This is a genomic window from Roseovarius halophilus (ex Wu et al. 2025), assembly GCF_047086965.1.
The window spans coordinates 1-14,790 of record NZ_JBKOTX010000006.1 but is presented as its reverse complement, the minus strand read 5'-3'; the positions used below and the strand labels follow the sequence as shown (position 1 = coordinate 14,790).

Sequence of the window (14,790 nt, the reverse complement as noted above, 5' to 3'; positions counted from 1 at the left end):
GAAGCCAAGGCCGGCGCGGCCTCCGGGATTGCGCTCGTCGGGAGGGCCGTTCACGACGGGTCGGCGTCAAGAGCCAGGGGAACAGGTTCGCTGCGCAGGTCATCGACGCGCAGGGCCCCGGTCGGTTTCGACAGGCGGTTGCGGGTCACCCAGTGCAGACGTGATTCGGCCCGCGTGATGGCGACGTAGGCCAGCCGTTTCCAAAGCGGTTGTCCCGCCTCGCTGCGGCCCGTGCGGGCGGCGTTGTAGATGTCGGGGGCGAAGACCTGCACGTCGCGCCATTGCGAGCCCTGTGCCTTGTGGATCGTCACCGCCGCGCCGTGCAGGAAGGTCGCCCCCATCCGCGCCGCGTACGGGATGAAGGGTTCTTCCTCGTCGGGTTTCTCGATCTTGACGATGCTGGCCGCGCTGAGCCGCGGATCCTCGGCGCCGACCACGTGCAGCCGCGAGAAGCCCGGCTTGCGCCCCGGCCCCAGATAGACGACCTGCGCCCCCTTGATCAAGCCGCGCGCCTCGAGGTCGAGCCGTTTCCGGCGGTGCTTGAGCGGCAGTTCGAGGCCATCGCAGATGAGCGGCTCACCGGGCAGCAGCTCGGTTTCGGGCGCGCCGTGTACCGCGCGAAACGCGTTGATCAGCCGGATGCGCGTGGCGTTGCGCCAGACGAGGACGGGACTGCGCGCCATCAGGTCCACCTCGACCCGCGGCGCCCAGATGACGCGGTCGTCGCGCCGGGCGGTTTCCTCGACCATTTGTTCGAAGCTGCGGAAATCGAGCTGCGGGTCGGCGAGCGCGTGGGCGAGGTCGAGGATCGGGTTGTCGGCATCTTGCCGGTGGATGCGGTGCAGCCCCAGCCGGGAGCCCTCGGGGAGGGTATCGAAGACCATGCTGCCCGATTGCTGCACGGGGGCGAGCTGGGCCGGGTCGCCGAAGATCAGCAGGCTCTGGAAAATCTCTTTCAAATCCTCGAATTGCCGGTTGTCCAGCATCGAGGCCTCGTCGACGAAACCCACGTCCAGCGGTTCCTCCCGCCGTTTCCATCCGGTGATGAAGTCGGACCCGCGCAACCCCGCCGCGGCGAGGGCTCCGGGGATCGACTTGTTGGTCTGGTAGAAGGCGTGCGCGCGGTCCAGCGCCTGTTCGGTGAGCCCCTCGATCACGGGGCGGTCGCCGTTGCCACCCAGCCATTCCGCGATCTTTTCGTATTCGGGGTCATAGACCGGGGTGTAAAGGATGCGATGGATCGTCGTGGCTGGCACCCCGCGCAGGCGCAGCACGCTGGCGGCCTTGTTGGTGGGAGCAAGCACCGCCAGCGTGCGCCTTTCGCGCCGTCGCCGGCCTTCCCAGTCGCCCGAGACGACCTCGACCCCGGCATCGGCCATGGCCTTGTAGAGTTCCGCCAGAAGCAGGGTCTTGCCTGAACCGGCCTTGCCGGTGACCGCCATCACCTGCCCATCGCCGTCGGCAAGCGGCGTGGTCACGCCGTTCTCAAGGTCGATCCCGACACCGCGCATCATGGCGCTGACGCGGTCATGCGCGTCCGCCTGATCTGCGGAATAAGCGAGTGCGGTCGATGTCATGGGGCGGACCCTACCCCCGGAAAGCGGCGGGCGCCAGCGGCGCCGCGGCTTTTTCCACGCCGCCGCGCGGTCCCTTGTTGGTGACATGAAAGCCGCCCGCGACTGGCCCTCTGGCCGTGTCGCGGGCGGCTCTCCTCCTCCCCGGGGGATCGCTTGCGGTTATGCCGTCTTGCCGGCCTCCAGCACGTCTTCGACCGTGCGCAGGCCGGTCCGGGGCGATTGCACGAGCACCGCCATGTTGCCCGGCTTGTGCTCGTTGCGAAGCATCTTCGTGTGTGCCTGCGGAATTTCCGCCCAAGGAAATACCTCGGACATGCAGGGGTCGAGGCGCCGTTCGACCATGAGGCGGTTCGCGCCCGCAGCCTGCTTGAGATGGGCGAAATGGCTGCCTTGCAGCCGTTTCTGGTGCATCCACATGTAGCGGACGTCGAAAGTGCAGTTGAAGCCGGTCGTGCCCGCGCAGATCACCACCATGCCGCCCTTCTTGCAGACCAGTGTCGAGACGGGGAAGGTGGCCTCGCCCGGGTGTTCGAAGACCATGTCCACGTTCACCCCCTTGCCGGTGATGTCCCAGATCGCCTTGCCGAACTTGCGGGCTTCCTTCAGCCACGTATTGTACTCGGGCGTGTTCACCTTGGGCATCTGGCCCCAGCAATCGAAGTCCTTGCGGTTGATGACGCCCTTGGCCCCCATGGACATGACGAAATCGCGCTTGTCCTCGCCGCTGATCACGCCGATCGCATTGGCGCCGGCCGTGTTGGCGAGCTGGATCGCGTAGGACCCGAGGCCGCCCGACGCGCCCCAGACCAGCACGTTATGCCCCGGCTTCAATTCGTGCGGGTGGTGACCGAACAGCATGCGGTAGGCGGTGGCCAGCGTCAGCGTGTAGCAGGCGCTTTCCTCCCATGTCAGGTGCTTGGGCCGCGGCATGAGCTGCTGTGCCTGAACGCGCGTGAACTGCGAGAACGAGCCGTCCGGTGTTTCATAGCCCCAGATCCGCTGCGTGGGCGACAGCATCGGGTCGCCGCCGTTGCATTCCTCGTCATTGCCATCGTCCTGGTTGCAGTGGATCACGACCTCGTCGCCCACTTTCCAGTTCTTCACGGCCGAGCCGACCTGCCAGACGATACCCGACGCGTCGGACCCGGCGATGTGGTAGGGGGCGCCGTGGCCGTCGAAGGGGCTGATCGGCTCGCCCAGGCCGGCCCAGACACCGTTATAGTTCACCCCGGCAGCCATCACGAGGACAAGCACCTCGTTGCTGTCGATCTCCCATGTATCGACGACCTCCTGCTTGAAGCTCGTCTCGGGCTCGCCGTGACGCTCACGCCGGATGGCCCATGCATACATCTGCTTGGGTACATGTCCCAGCGGGGGCATTTCGCCCATTTCGTAGAGGTCCTTTTCGGGCGCGTCATAGGGCGCGATGTCGGTTTCCGTGTCCAGAGCCATCCTGAGCCTCCTTCGAGTCAAGCCTTTGCCGCGATGCAGAATCACGTCCGTTTGGGAAGGGTTATCGCTCGCCGCGCAATATTGCAATGCCCTGTAAAGGCTATTGGTAATTTTATAACCACGCAGATGCAGAAAATCACGGATCTCAGGTGCTGCCGTCGCGAAAGAGATGCGCGATGGAGGCCGCGTAGTATTCCAGCACCGGGCGTTCGGCGGGCACGATGTGCAACTGCCCGTCCTCTTCGGTGACAAGGCCGCGCTTCACGAGGTTCCGCGCGCCTTCGCGGGCGGTGCGGGCCGTGTCGCCGTGCGGCAGGTGCACATGCGAGGGCGGCAGGGCCGCGTGCATGTCCCCGATCCTGTCCTGCAGATCCTTGGGCGAAAGCGGCCCGTCAGCCGCGAGAAGCGCCCGCGCGACCACCGGAACAGGCAGAACCGGCACGCCGTCGCCGATCCTGCGCATCAACAGGCGCGCCAGCGCCTTCACGTCGTCGCCGCCCTGCTTGACTTCGAACGCCGCTAGGGAAACGGGCGCGCCGAAGCTCACCGCGGCATAGCCATGCCGGTGATACCGCCCGGTGATCCACAGCCAGAACTGCCGCAGGACGAACCGTGCCACCACGCTGATGCGGGCAGGAAACCGGCGCCCGCCGCTTTGCGCGGCGGCGATCAGGATGCGGTCCTCGAACACCCTGTCGTAATTCAGCGCAACGGGGATGAAGACCACGTCGCGCGCATCCTGCGCACGTCCCTCGACGATGTACTTGAGCAGCCCCAGCTTGGGCGGAGTCAACGCGCCGGTCAGGCTCAACCCGCCCTCGGGAAACATCGCCTGTGTCACGCCGCCGTCAGTGGCCATGCGCACATAACGCGCCAGAACCCGGCGGTAGAGATCGTTGCGTGACCGGCGTCGGATGAAATAGGCGCCCATCGCCTTGATCAGCCGCGACAGCGGCCAGACCCGCGCCCATTCACCCACGGCATAGCTCAGGGCGGACCGTTCGGCGGCCAGCCACGTCACGAGGACGTAATCCATGTTGCTGCGATGATTCATCACGAAGACGATCGTGGCGTTGCGGTCCACCCGGCGCAGACTGTCCTCGTCGAAATGGCCCAGCCGGACGCGATAGAGCGAGCGGCTCAGCCATTTCGCGGCCTTGATGGCGACGCCGAAATAGGCGCTGGCCGAGAATCCCGGCACGATCTCGCGCGCATAGCGCCGCGCCTGCTGGAAGGCCACGTTCTCGGGGATGCCCTCGGCCCTGGCGTGGTCGGCGATGGCGCGACTGACCTCGGGATCGTAGATCAGGCGCTGGATCATGTCGTGGCGGCGCGCCAGCTTGAACGGCTCGATGGGCCTTTCAAGCCGTTCGTTCAGCCGCGCCACGACCCGTTCCATCCGGCGCCGGAAAAACCAGCGCACCGACGGAAACAGGAAATGCGAGGCGAAAGTGACCGCCGCGAAAGCCACCAGCAGGATAAGCGCCCAAAGCGGCATTTCTACCGTACTGCCCATCCCGACAGCAATACAGGGTTTGGCGGCATGGTAAATGGCCCCGTGCCGCATCGCAGCGAATTGACAGGGCCACATTGTTCCATTTATCTATCAGCCGACGTAACAAAATTGCGCAGATCAATCCGGAGGCCCCCAATGTCGCAGACGCAGCAAGAGCCCGGCCGAGACCGTCCGTGGCTGATCCGTACCTATGCGGGCCATTCCACGGCCGAGGCATCGAACGCGCTCTACCGCTCGAACCTCGCCCGGGGGCAGACGGGGCTCTCGGTCGCCTTCGACCTGCCCACGCAGACAGGCCATGACAGCGACCACGTGCTGAGCAAGGGCGAGGTCGGCAAGGTCGGCGTGCCGATCTGCCATCTGGGCGACATGCGCACGCTGTTCGACCAGATCCCGCTCGACCAGATGAACACGTCCATGACGATCAACGCCACGGCACCGTGGCTGCTGGCGCTCTACATCGCCGTGGCCGAGGAACAGGGCGCCGATACCGGCGCGTTGCAGGGCACGGTGCAGAACGATCTGATCAAGGAATACCTGTCGCGCGGGACGTATATCTGCCCGCCGAAACCGTCGCTCAAGCTCATCGGGGACGTGGCCGAATACTGCTACAAGCACATTCCGAAATGGAACCCGATGAACGTGTGTTCCTACCACCTGCAAGAGGCCGGCGCGACACCCGAGCAGGAACTGGCCTTCGCGCTGGCCACCGCCACCGCTGTTCTGGACGAACTCAAGCCGCGCGTGCCGGCCGAGGATTTCCCGCGCCTCGTGGGGCGGATTTCCTTTTTCGTGAACGCAGGTATCCGTTTCGTCACCGAGATGTGCAAGATGCGCGCCTTCGTCGACCTGTGGGACGAGATATGCCGCGAACGGTATGGCGTGGAGGATCCGAAATACCGCCGTTTCCGCTACGGCGTGCAGGTGAACTCGCTTGGCCTGACCGAACAGCAGCCCGAGAACAACGTCTACCGCATCCTGCTCGAGATGCTGGCGGTGACCCTGTCGAAAAAGTCCCGCGCGCGTGCCGTACAGCTGCCGGCCTGGAACGAGGCGCTTGGCCTGCCCCGCCCGTGGGATCAGCAATGGTCGATGCGGATGCAGCAGATCCTTGCCTACGAAACGGACCTGCTGGAATATGACGACCTGTTCGACGGCAACCCGGCGGTCGATGCCAAGGTGTCCGAGCTCAAGGAAGGCGCGCGGCATGAACTGGCGAACATCGACGGTATGGGCGGCGCGGTCGGCGCGATCGAGTACATGAAATCGCGTCTCGTCGACAGCAACAGCGACAGGCTGGGCCGCATCGAGGCGGGCGAAACCGTCGTCGTCGGCGTCAACAAGTGGACCGAGGGCGAACCCTCCCCCCTGCAATCCGAGGATGGCGGCATCATGGTGGTCGATCCCGGCGTGGAGCAGGACCAGATCGACCGGCTGAACGCGTGGCGCGCGGGACGTGACGACGCGGCCGTCAAGGCGACCCTTGCCGACCTGCGGTCGGCGGCGCAGACCGGTCAGAACATCATGCCCGCCTCCATCGCGGCGGCCCGCGCCGGTGTCACGACCGGCGAATGGGCCGAACAGATGCGTGCCGTGCACGGGGAATATCGCGGCCCGACCGGCGTTTCCGCCAACCCGTCGAACCGGACCGAAGGGCTCGATGACATCCGCGACTCGGTGGATGCCGTTTCGGACAGGCTGGGGCGGCGGCTCAAGTTCCTTGTGGGCAAGCCCGGCCTCGACGGCCATTCGAACGGCGCCGAACAGATCGCCTGCCGCGCGCGGGATTGCGGAATGGATATCGGCTACGAAGGGATACGCCTCACGCCCGAGGAAATCGTCACCGCCGCGCGGTCGGAACAGCCGCATGTCATTGGGTTGTCGATCCTGTCAGGCAGCCATCTGCCGCTGGTCGAGGACCTCATGCAGCGCATGAAGGCGGCCGGGCTTGCCGACATTCCCGTCATCGTGGGGGGAATTATCCCCGAGGATGACGCGCGCCGCTTGCGCGACATGGGCGTTGCGCGGGTCTACACCCCCAAGGATTTCGAGCTGAACACCATCATGACCGATATCGTCACACTGGCGGACCCGGCGGCCGTGGCCGCCGAGTAGGGCAAGGGCGGGACGTTACTCTTCGGCAGCGCCGTCTTGCTGCGCGGCGCGGTTTTCCTCGACCACCGCCTGGATGCGCGTCCTGATCCTGTTGTTCAGGTCCTCGTTATCCTGCGCAACCGTCGCGATCTGCTGGTATTCCTCGGGCGAGATGTTATCGACTTGCTGGACCAGCTGGATAGCCCGCTGCGTCACCTCGTTGACCAGCGCCTGCCGGTCCTCCTCGGTTTCCTGTTCCGCGATGCGCGGCATGTATTGCTGGCGCAACTGCTCGACCGAGATCAGCGCCATGACAAAGGCGTTCACCTTCTCGTCGGTGACCGAATCGGCACTGATTGCGGGAGCTTGCGCGTCTTGCGCCGCCACGGGGGCACCTGCCAGCAGGGCGATCGCGGTCAGGCCGGTGGCCAGTCTGGTTTTAATCGTCAAGGGATGTCTCCTCTCCGGGATGTGCAATACCACGCGACGTGGGCCACAGCGTCACCCCACGCAACCCCTTCGGCAAAAAATCGCTTGCAGGCCAGCTTGCCGCAGCCACGCGCGCGGGACAGACTGGTGCCGACCGCGACCAGGAGCGACAGGAAAATGGATATCACGATTCGCCCGATCCGCCCCGACGACGCCGCGCCGTGGCGTGATCTCTGGACTGCCTACCTCGACTTCTACGAAACCAGCGTCCCCGACAATGTCTACCAGATCACGCTCGGCCGGCTCTGTTCGACGGATCACCCCGACCAGAACGGGCTTATGGCGTTGCGGCGTGATGCGCCTGTGGGCCTCGTCCACTATATTTACCATCCGCATAACTGGCGGCCGGAAAAGGTTTGTTACCTGCAGGACCTCTATATCGCCCCATCCGAGAGAGGCCGGGGCTTGGGCCGCCACCTGATCGAAGCGGTCTATGACCGGGCCGATGCCGATGGTTGCCCGTCGGTCTACTGGCTCACGCAGGATTTCAACACGCCCGCCCGCCGCCTTTACGACCGGGTCCGCAAGCTCACCCCGTTCATCAAGTATACGCGGCCCTGAACCGGCGACTGACGATGCTAGCGCCCGTGGCTGCGGTCATAGCCGTTCACCGCCGGGCTTTCCCAACCCGCCAGCGCGCCCGGTTCAGGGGCGAAGGTTTCCACCAGCAACGGATGACAGTCGGCCGCGTCGCTGGAATGTTCCGCCCCGCAATCGCCCCCGGGGCAGGCGCTCAGCGCGCCCAGCAGGTCGATCTCGGCCATGAATTCAAGGAAATCGCCCGGCCGCACCGGGCTGGCCTTCATGAAATACTGGCCCGTGTCGCGGGTAAACCCCGTGCACATGAAGACGTTGAGAACGTCATGCACATGCGTTTCGGCCTCGGCCAGCGGCAGGTCCATCTCGGCGGCCAGGGCGCGCGTCAGGTTGGAATGGCAGCACTGGTGATACTGCGTGCCCGCAAGCAGGTTGCCGGTATAGGGGTCGCAGCGCGTGCCGATCACGTCGTGCACCGATCCGCCGTATTGGTCCACTCCGTACCAGTCCAGCGTGTCCTCGACGATCGTCGCCATCGGCCGCATGAAAGGGAAGGCCGACCACATGCGCTCCCCCGTTGTCAGGTGCGTGCCATGCAGCGCGCGCGACTTGCCCGAATAGAACCGTTCCGACAGGTCATGCGCGTGCCACAGGTTAAGGTCGCCCACCTGCGGCCCCTCGACCGACGATATGCGAAAGAAATGCCCCGCCGGCACCCGGAACGTCGCGGCATCGCGCGGTGCCACCAGAACCTCCCCGGTTTTTCGCGCGCCCGCCCGGGCCTTGGCGAAAAGCGCCATGTCGGGGCGTGGCAGTGTCGTCGTGGGATAGCAGATCACCGGCTTGACGGCGCGGCGTGCCGCAGCATCGGCAGGGACATTCTTCATCGGCTCGTTCCTACGTGTCATGTTCGTCTTTCGGCATGGCAGTCCTTGGGCGGTTTGCCGTTCGTCGTGGCGGTTACCGCGCCACAGGCCATGCAGCGATAGCGCGTCTTTCCGGGGTCCGGGTGGCGCCGGTCCTCGCGCCAGCGGCAGGCCCGTGTGCGCGGGTTGGAAAAGATGACGATCAGGATGAAGGCCACGATCAGCCCCACGACGACGATCATTCCGGCCCCCGTATTCGTGTCGCCCCACGTGATAGCCGCCGCGGCAGCCCCCGGCAAGACCGACAGCTTGCCTGTCGATGCGTGCGCATGTAAACTGGGTTCATGACTGACAAGACAGATGCCCCCGGTGCCGCATGGAGCGCCCTTGCACGACTTGCGCGAACGGGACAGGCCCGGATCGATAACGTCCTCGCGGCTGAGGGTCTGCCGGCCGAGGAATTCCTGCCGCTGCTGGAAGAACTGGCCGCCGCGCCGTCGCAGACCGGCGTCACCGCGAAATCCTTGGAAGGGACGCTGGGCCTGCCGCAATACGCGGTGTCGCGCCTTCTGGGCCGCGCGATCAAGGCCGGGTTGGTCACGCGCGCCCCGCATCCGCAGGACAAACGCAGCACGCTCGTGATGGCCACGGAAGATGCAAGGCGGATGTACCCGCGCATGGCGCGCGCACGTGACGCCGCGATCGATGCCTTTTTCGCCGACCGCCTGCGCCCCGGCCAGGTCAAGCGCCTGAACGATCTTCTGCAGATGATGGAAGACTCGGCAGACGAATAATTTCTTAGCCTGCCTCGGGCCGCCGGTATGCGCCCGACCGACATCCTCCCGCCCCCCTTTAGGCACAGCCGGGGCTGATGCCGGGGTCGGTCAGCCGTCGTAATAGGCGTACAACTGCTCCAACGCTTCGGGGTGGGGCGCGTCCGGCAGGTTGGCCGGCGTGGCGGGCGTATAATAGGCGTCCACCCAGTCGGGCAGGCGCGACGCGGTGGCGGGCGTGACGGGATCGCTGGTTTGTTGGCGGGTCGGTGCCATGTCGTTTCTCCTGTACTCGATCTGAGTCAGGTAAGCTGCTGCGCTGCGGCGAAAACCCCACGTCGGCGCATGCATGCCATGCAGAATTTGCAACGATCCGCTCAGTTCAGCAGCAGATGCCCCGCGAGGCCCGGCACGACCCCGGACGCCGTCCCGAGCGCCAGCGATTCCGGCACGAAATCGAACGGCATCGCCACCGGCTGGCCCGCCCCCAAAGGCGATGACCGTGTGGCGCAGCTCGGTTTCCAGCCAGCCGGGACGAAATTTTTCCATGCGCCCGAGGAACCCGTCAAGCGGACGGCCGCCCCCCTGCCGGCCCCGACAGGATCAAGGCCGGGATGAGGATGTCGGTGACCGCGGGGCCGATACCGGCTCAGACGGCGCGGTCTACCATCATTTTCTTGATTTCCGCGATCGCCTTGGCCGGGTTCAGGCCCTTGGGGCAGGTCTTGGCGCAGTTCATGATCGTGTGGCAGCGGTACAGCTTGAAAGGGTCTTCAAGGTCGTCCAGCCGCTCCCCCGTCGCCTCGTCGCGCGAATCGATGATCCAGCGATAGGCGTGCAACAGCGCCGCCGGCCCGAGGTACTTGTCACCGTTCCACCAGTAGCTGGGGCAGGCGGTCGAGCAGCAGGCGCACATCACGCATTCATACAGGCCATCGAGCTTTTCACGGTCGTCGATCGACTGCTTCCACTCCTTTGCCGGCGTGTTCGTCTTGGTTTCCAGCCACGGCATGATGCTGGCGTGCTGCGCGTAGAAATGGGTCAGGTCCGGAATCAGGTCCTTGACCACCGGCATGTGCGGCAGCGGGTAAATCTTCACGTCGCCCTTGATCTCGTCCATGCCATAGATACAGGCCAGCGTGTTGATCCCGTCGATGTTCATCGCGCAGGAGCCACAGATGCCCTCACGGCAGGAGCGGCGGAAGGTCAGAGTCGGGTCGATCTTGTTCTTGATATAGATCAGCGCATCCAGAACCATCGGCCCGCAATCGTCCATGTCCACGTAATAGCTGTCCACGCGCGGGTTTTCGCCATCATCCGGGGTCCAGCGGTAGATCTGGAACTTGCGCAGGTTGCTGGCGCCCTCGGGCTTGGGCCATGTCTTGCCCAGCTTCATGCGGGAGTTCTTGGGGAGGGTCAGTTGTACCATGTCAGGCTCCTTAGAATGTCCGCTCCTTGGGCGCGATCTTCTTGACGTTGATCCCGCCCTTTGTCTCGGGCGTCAGCGGGTCCTCGATGATCGGGCGGTAGCTCAGGGCGACATTGCCGCCATCGAGCCGCGCGATCGTGTGGACGCGCCAGTTCTCGTCGTCACGCTCGGCGTGGTCTTCGTGCGCGTGGGCGCCGCGGCTTTCCTTGCGCGCCTCGGCCCCGGCGATCGTGGCCAGCGCGTTGGGCATAAGGTTGGTCAGTTCCAACGTTTCCATCAGGTCCGAGTTCCAGACAAGGCTGCGGTCTGTTACCTTGATGTCGTCCAGCTTGCCGGCGATCTCGTCCATCTTCTTCAGTCCGGTCGCCAGTGTCTTGGACGTGCGGAACACCGCCGCGTCCTCCTGCATGGTGCGCTGCATTTCCAGCCGCAGCTCGGCGGTGGGCACGTTGCCGTCGGCATGGCGCAGCGTGTCGAACCTGTCGAACGCCTTGTCCACCTCGCCGGTATTCGTGGACGGCACGGCCGCGCCGGCATCCACCACCTTGCCGGCGCGGATCGCCGCGGCCCGGCCGAACACCACGAGGTCGATGAGCGAGTTCGAGCCCAGACGGTTCGCCCCATGCACGCTGGCGCAGCCGGCCTCGCCCACGGCCATCAGTCCGGGCACGACGGCGTTCGGGTCGTCCTTGGTCGGGTTCAGCACCTCGCCCCAGTAATTCGTGGGGATGCCGCCCATGTTGTAGTGCACCGTGGGCAGCACCGGGATCGGTTCCTTGGTGACATCCACACCGGCGAAGATCTTGGCGCTTTCCGAGATGCCCGGCAGGCGCAGGTTCAGGGCCTCTGCGGGCAGGTGGCTCAGGTTCAGGTGAATATGATCGCCGTTCGGTCCCACGCCGCGCCCCTCGCGGATTTCCATGGTCATCGACCGGCTCACGTAGTCGCGCGGCGCGAGGTCCTTGTATTGCGGGGCGTAGCGTTCCATGAAACGCTCCCCTTCGGAATTCGTCAGGTAGCCGCCCTCGCCCCGGGCGCCCTCCGTGATCAGGCAGCCCGACCCGAAGATGCCGGTGGGGTGGAATTGCACGAATTCCATGTCCTGCAGCGGCAGGCCCGCACGCGCCACCATGCCGCCACCGTCACCGGTGCAGGTATGCGCGGAGGTGGCCGAGAAATAGGCGCGCCCGTAGCCGCCGGTCGCCAGAACGACCATCTTGGCATTGAAGACATGCATGGTGCCATCGTCGAGCTTCCAGCAGACGACACCGGTGCAGGCCCCGTCATCGCTCATGATCAGGTCGATCGCGAAGTACTCGATGTAGAATTCCGCCTGCTGCTTGAGCGATTGGCCGTAGAGCGTGTGCAGGATGGCATGGCCCGTCCGGTCGGCTGCCGCGCAGGTCCGCTGCACCGCCGGGCCCTCGCCGAACTCGGTCGTGTGGCCGCCGAAGGGCCGCTGGTAGATATTTCCCTCTTCCGTGCGCGAGAACGGCACGCCGTAATGCTCCAGCTCGTACACCGCCTTGGGGGCCTCGCGGGCGAGGTATTCCATCGCGTCCGTATCGCCCAGCCAGTCGGACCCCTTGACGGTGTCGTACATGTGCCACTGCCAGTTGTCGGGGCCCATGTTGCCCAGGCTGGCCGCGATGCCGCCCTGCGCGGCCACGGTGTGCGACCGCGTGGGAAACACCTTGGTCACGCAGGCGGTGCGCAACCCCTGCTCGGCCATGCCCAGCGTGGCGCGCAGACCGGCGCCGCCGGCGCCGACCACAACGACGTCATAGTCATGCGTCTCGTATTCGTAAGCAGCCATTCGTCTATTACTCCGGTCTCAAAGCGCCAGCTTGGCGATGGCGAAAACACCAACGGCCATGGCGCCGTAGGAAAGGCAGGTCATCAACAGGATCGACACTTTCTGCGCGGTTCCGTGCACGTAGTCCTCCAGCAGGACCTGCGCGCCGTCGCGGAAATGCTTGAACCCGACGATGATCGTCAGTGCCGCCACGATCGCGGGGAAGGGGCGGGCGAAATAGGCGACAACCTCGGCATGCGGCTCGCCAAGGATCGGGCCGAAGGTGAAGATGAAAAGCGGCACGAGGATCAGCAGGCCCACGCTCGATATCTTCATCGCCCAGAAATGATGCACCCCGGATTTGGCCGAACCCAGTCCGACGGCACGCTTGCGGTCTGTCAGGTAACGCATGTTCCGGTCCTTTCAGATGAAGATCACTGTCGCGATGGTCAGGATGATCGAGCCACCGACCACCAGCCAGCCCAGCATCTCGGCGTTCTGCAGCTCCAGCATCATCGCGTTGTCCCAGATCAGGTGCCGGATACCCGCCAGCGTGTGATACCAGAGGGCCCACAGCGACAGGAACATCACCAGGTCGCCGAACCAGCTTGTCAGTACCGCGTCGGCCGTCACAAAGTACTCGGGGCCGGTCGCCGCCGCCAGGAACCACCAGACGATCAGAAGCGCCGCTACCAGTAGCGCATTGCCCGTGATCCGGGTGAGGATCGAGGTGATCGAGGTCAGTTGCGGACGGTAGATTGTCAGGTGGGGTGAAAGTGGGCGGTCGCCGCGGTTCACGTCTGCCATGATCTGTCCCTTCGGTTCGAATGCCGGGGTGAACCCGGAAACGAGTCCCCCTTTGGTGACCGTTTTAGCGGACATATCCGGGTTGCACAGCCCCAAACGCCAGATTTTCCGGGCAGGTCGTCACAGTTCGACCATTCGTGATCACGATGAATTTGATGTGATCACAATTTCGCACGCGTGCCATCAGTCTTCCACGGCCCTGATCAGTTTTCGCTCCAGAACGCGCAATACCGTCCTCAAGTCGCTGCCCCGCTTGAGAATGCGGCCATCCATCCCGATGACGGCGTACTGCCCCTGCTTGCCGCGCAGCTTCGGACGTTTCTCGATACGGTAGAGGGGATGCTCGGCCGTGCGGCGGAACACGGAAAAGATGGCCGCATCCTTCAGGCACGAGATGCCGTAATCGCGCCATTCCCCGGCTGCGACCATCCGTCCGTAAAGCGACAGGATGATGCTCAACTCGCTGCGGTGGAAGGCCACCTGCTGTGGCCCCTGCGGTGGCGGGGCCTCGCTGGGCGTCTGGAAGTTCATACAGCAAGATTTGCCGCAACGCGGGCGTAAATCAAGCGATTTCCATTTGCGCAGTGGGCGCCGCGTCGCCGCTCAGGCGAAGCGCCCCTGGCAGAACCAGCCCGAGCTCTTGGTGCCGCCATGCGCGTAGAACAGCCACAAACGCGCGCCCTCCTCGGTGATGACCTGCCAGTAATCGCGCACCCCGGTTCGCCACTCCGGCTCGTCCAGCCACCACTCCGGTGCGATTCGCTCCGGTCCCGTGGCGCAGGCCAGCGCATGGGTGCGTCCGCGCCAGCGGAAGGTGTCGGACAGGCGGGGATGATCCGGCGCCTGCACCAGTTCGGGCCGCCAGATCAACAGCGGCCGCGGTGTCAGGGGCGGCGGCCAGTCCGATGCCGGCTCCGACCACGCGGCGGCCAGTGTTTTCCACGTTTTCTCGGGGATATGGCTGCTGACCGGATGGCGTCTCGTGATCGCGTCCATGCCGATTCGCGCCCCGATCCGGCCCATCAGGTCGTCCAGCGCCATCTCGCCGGCCACCCGCGCCCGCGCCGCCTTCGCCGCCTCGGCATGCCCGGTCATCTGCCGTGCATGAACGGGCTCGGTCCGCACCGCTTCGAGGCGCAGCGTGTCGATGCCGTGCCCCGCGTCGATCTGATCCAGCTTCATCTCCAGAAGCGGGCGCATGTCATCCGGGCGGTTGCTTGCCCGCGCCAGCCCGATATCGACCGTTTGCGTGCCGCCATCGGACCGAAACGCTTGCAATCGCAACAGGCGGGCGCCGTTTTCGCGGTCTTTCAAGAGCTTGCACAATCCCGGCACCAGCCGGTCCAGCGCGGCCAGCATGTCCTCGCGCAGGCCGATTGGATCGGGCAGGGTCAGCCGCGCGGCAAAGCGCGGCGGCGGCCCGGCGGGGCGTCTCGACGCCGCCAAAGGACAAAA

The 14,790-nt window shown here is 65.2% G+C and carries 15 protein-coding genes and 1 pseudogene; 3 read left to right on the top strand and 13 right to left on the bottom strand.

Annotation, left to right across the window (positions count from 1 at the left end; translation table 11 throughout):
• Nucleotides 1-50: 50 nt before the first annotated feature.
• From ACH107_RS02010 to ACH107_RS02000, 3 genes are all read right to left on the bottom strand, one after another.
• On the bottom strand, nucleotides 51-1,577 hold the full coding sequence (locus tag ACH107_RS02010; RefSeq protein WP_412504431.1) for an ATP-dependent DNA helicase: 1,527 nt from the start codon (nucleotides 1,575-1,577) through the stop codon (nucleotides 51-53).
• A 159-nt stretch (nucleotides 1,578-1,736) separates the two neighbouring features.
• Nucleotides 1,737-3,029 (bottom strand): crotonyl-CoA carboxylase/reductase, encoded by a 1,293-nt coding sequence (ccrA, locus tag ACH107_RS02005; protein ID WP_412504430.1) that lies wholly within the window; start codon nucleotides 3,027-3,029, stop codon nucleotides 1,737-1,739.
• A 145-nt stretch (nucleotides 3,030-3,174) separates the two neighbouring features.
• Complete coding sequence (locus tag ACH107_RS02000; protein ID WP_412504429.1) at nucleotides 3,175-4,545, bottom strand: 1-acyl-sn-glycerol-3-phosphate acyltransferase; 1,371 nt, start codon at nucleotides 4,543-4,545, stop codon at nucleotides 3,175-3,177.
• 135 nt (nucleotides 4,546-4,680) lie between these two features.
• Between ACH107_RS02000 and ACH107_RS01995 the strand changes: the two genes are divergently transcribed.
• Nucleotides 4,681-6,660, top strand: a complete 1,980-nt coding sequence (locus tag ACH107_RS01995; RefSeq protein ID WP_412504428.1) for a methylmalonyl-CoA mutase family protein — start codon at nucleotides 4,681-4,683, stop codon at nucleotides 6,658-6,660.
• Nucleotides 6,661-6,675: 15 nt separating this feature from the next.
• Here ACH107_RS01995 and ACH107_RS01990 read toward each other — a convergent pair whose 3' ends face one another.
• Nucleotides 6,676-7,089 (bottom strand): DUF4168 domain-containing protein, encoded by a 414-nt coding sequence (locus ACH107_RS01990; RefSeq protein WP_412504427.1) that lies wholly within the window; start codon nucleotides 7,087-7,089, stop codon nucleotides 6,676-6,678.
• A 156-nt stretch (nucleotides 7,090-7,245) separates the two neighbouring features.
• Here ACH107_RS01990 and ACH107_RS01985 point away from each other — a divergent pair, with 156 nt between their 5' ends.
• Nucleotides 7,246-7,689, top strand: a complete 444-nt coding sequence (locus ACH107_RS01985) for an N-acetyltransferase family protein (protein ID WP_412504426.1) — start codon at nucleotides 7,246-7,248, stop codon at nucleotides 7,687-7,689.
• A gap of 17 nt (nucleotides 7,690-7,706) precedes the next feature.
• On the opposite strand, the gene ACH107_RS01980 is transcribed toward ACH107_RS01985, so the two are convergent.
• Together ACH107_RS01980 and ACH107_RS01975 are read right to left on the bottom strand one after the other, a co-directional pair.
• Nucleotides 7,707-8,552, bottom strand: coding sequence for an urea carboxylase-associated family protein (locus ACH107_RS01980; RefSeq protein ID WP_412504425.1), 846 nt, complete (start codon nucleotides 8,550-8,552; stop codon nucleotides 7,707-7,709).
• Nucleotides 8,553-8,569: 17 nt separating this feature from the next.
• A complete protein-coding gene (locus ACH107_RS01975; protein ID WP_412504424.1) occupies nucleotides 8,570-8,773 on the bottom strand; it encodes a hypothetical protein in 204 nt (67 codons plus the stop codon).
• A 102-nt stretch (nucleotides 8,774-8,875) separates the two neighbouring features.
• On the opposite strand from ACH107_RS01975, the gene ACH107_RS01970 reads away from it, so the two are divergent.
• Nucleotides 8,876-9,325 carry a MarR family winged helix-turn-helix transcriptional regulator gene (locus ACH107_RS01970; RefSeq protein ID WP_412504423.1) on the top strand — a complete coding sequence of 150 codons (450 nt, stop codon included), beginning with the start codon at nucleotides 8,876-8,878 and terminating at the stop codon, nucleotides 9,323-9,325.
• 90 nt (nucleotides 9,326-9,415) lie between these two features.
• Here ACH107_RS01970 and ACH107_RS01965 read toward each other — a convergent pair whose 3' ends face one another.
• The 7 genes and pseudogenes from ACH107_RS01965 to ACH107_RS01935 all read right to left on the bottom strand — a co-directional run.
• The gene (locus tag ACH107_RS01965) at nucleotides 9,416-9,580 is read right to left on the bottom strand and encodes a hypothetical protein (protein ID WP_412504422.1); all 165 of its coding nucleotides are present in this window, start codon (nucleotides 9,578-9,580) and stop codon (nucleotides 9,416-9,418) included.
• Between the two features lie 373 nt (nucleotides 9,581-9,953).
• Nucleotides 9,954-10,733 (bottom strand): succinate dehydrogenase iron-sulfur subunit, encoded by a 780-nt coding sequence (locus tag ACH107_RS01960; RefSeq protein ID WP_412504421.1) that lies wholly within the window; start codon nucleotides 10,731-10,733, stop codon nucleotides 9,954-9,956.
• 10 nt (nucleotides 10,734-10,743) lie between these two features.
• Nucleotides 10,744-12,549, bottom strand: coding sequence for a succinate dehydrogenase flavoprotein subunit (gene sdhA, locus ACH107_RS01955; protein WP_412504420.1), 1,806 nt, complete (start codon nucleotides 12,547-12,549; stop codon nucleotides 10,744-10,746).
• Nucleotides 12,550-12,567: 18 nt separating this feature from the next.
• Nucleotides 12,568-12,939, bottom strand: a complete 372-nt coding sequence (gene sdhD / locus ACH107_RS01950) for a succinate dehydrogenase, hydrophobic membrane anchor protein (protein WP_412504419.1) — start codon at nucleotides 12,937-12,939, stop codon at nucleotides 12,568-12,570.
• A gap of 12 nt (nucleotides 12,940-12,951) precedes the next feature.
• Entirely contained in the window at nucleotides 12,952-13,335 is a 384-nt protein-coding gene (gene sdhC / locus ACH107_RS01945) for a succinate dehydrogenase, cytochrome b556 subunit (RefSeq protein WP_412504418.1), read from the bottom strand.
• Between the two features lie 183 nt (nucleotides 13,336-13,518).
• Nucleotides 13,519-13,866 carry a DUF2794 domain-containing protein gene (locus tag ACH107_RS01940; RefSeq protein WP_412504417.1) on the bottom strand — a complete coding sequence of 116 codons (348 nt, stop codon included), beginning with the start codon at nucleotides 13,864-13,866 and terminating at the stop codon, nucleotides 13,519-13,521.
• Between the two features lie 72 nt (nucleotides 13,867-13,938).
• Nucleotides 13,939-14,790 (bottom strand): annotated as a pseudogene (locus tag ACH107_RS01935) (DNA polymerase Y family protein); the annotation flags it as partial.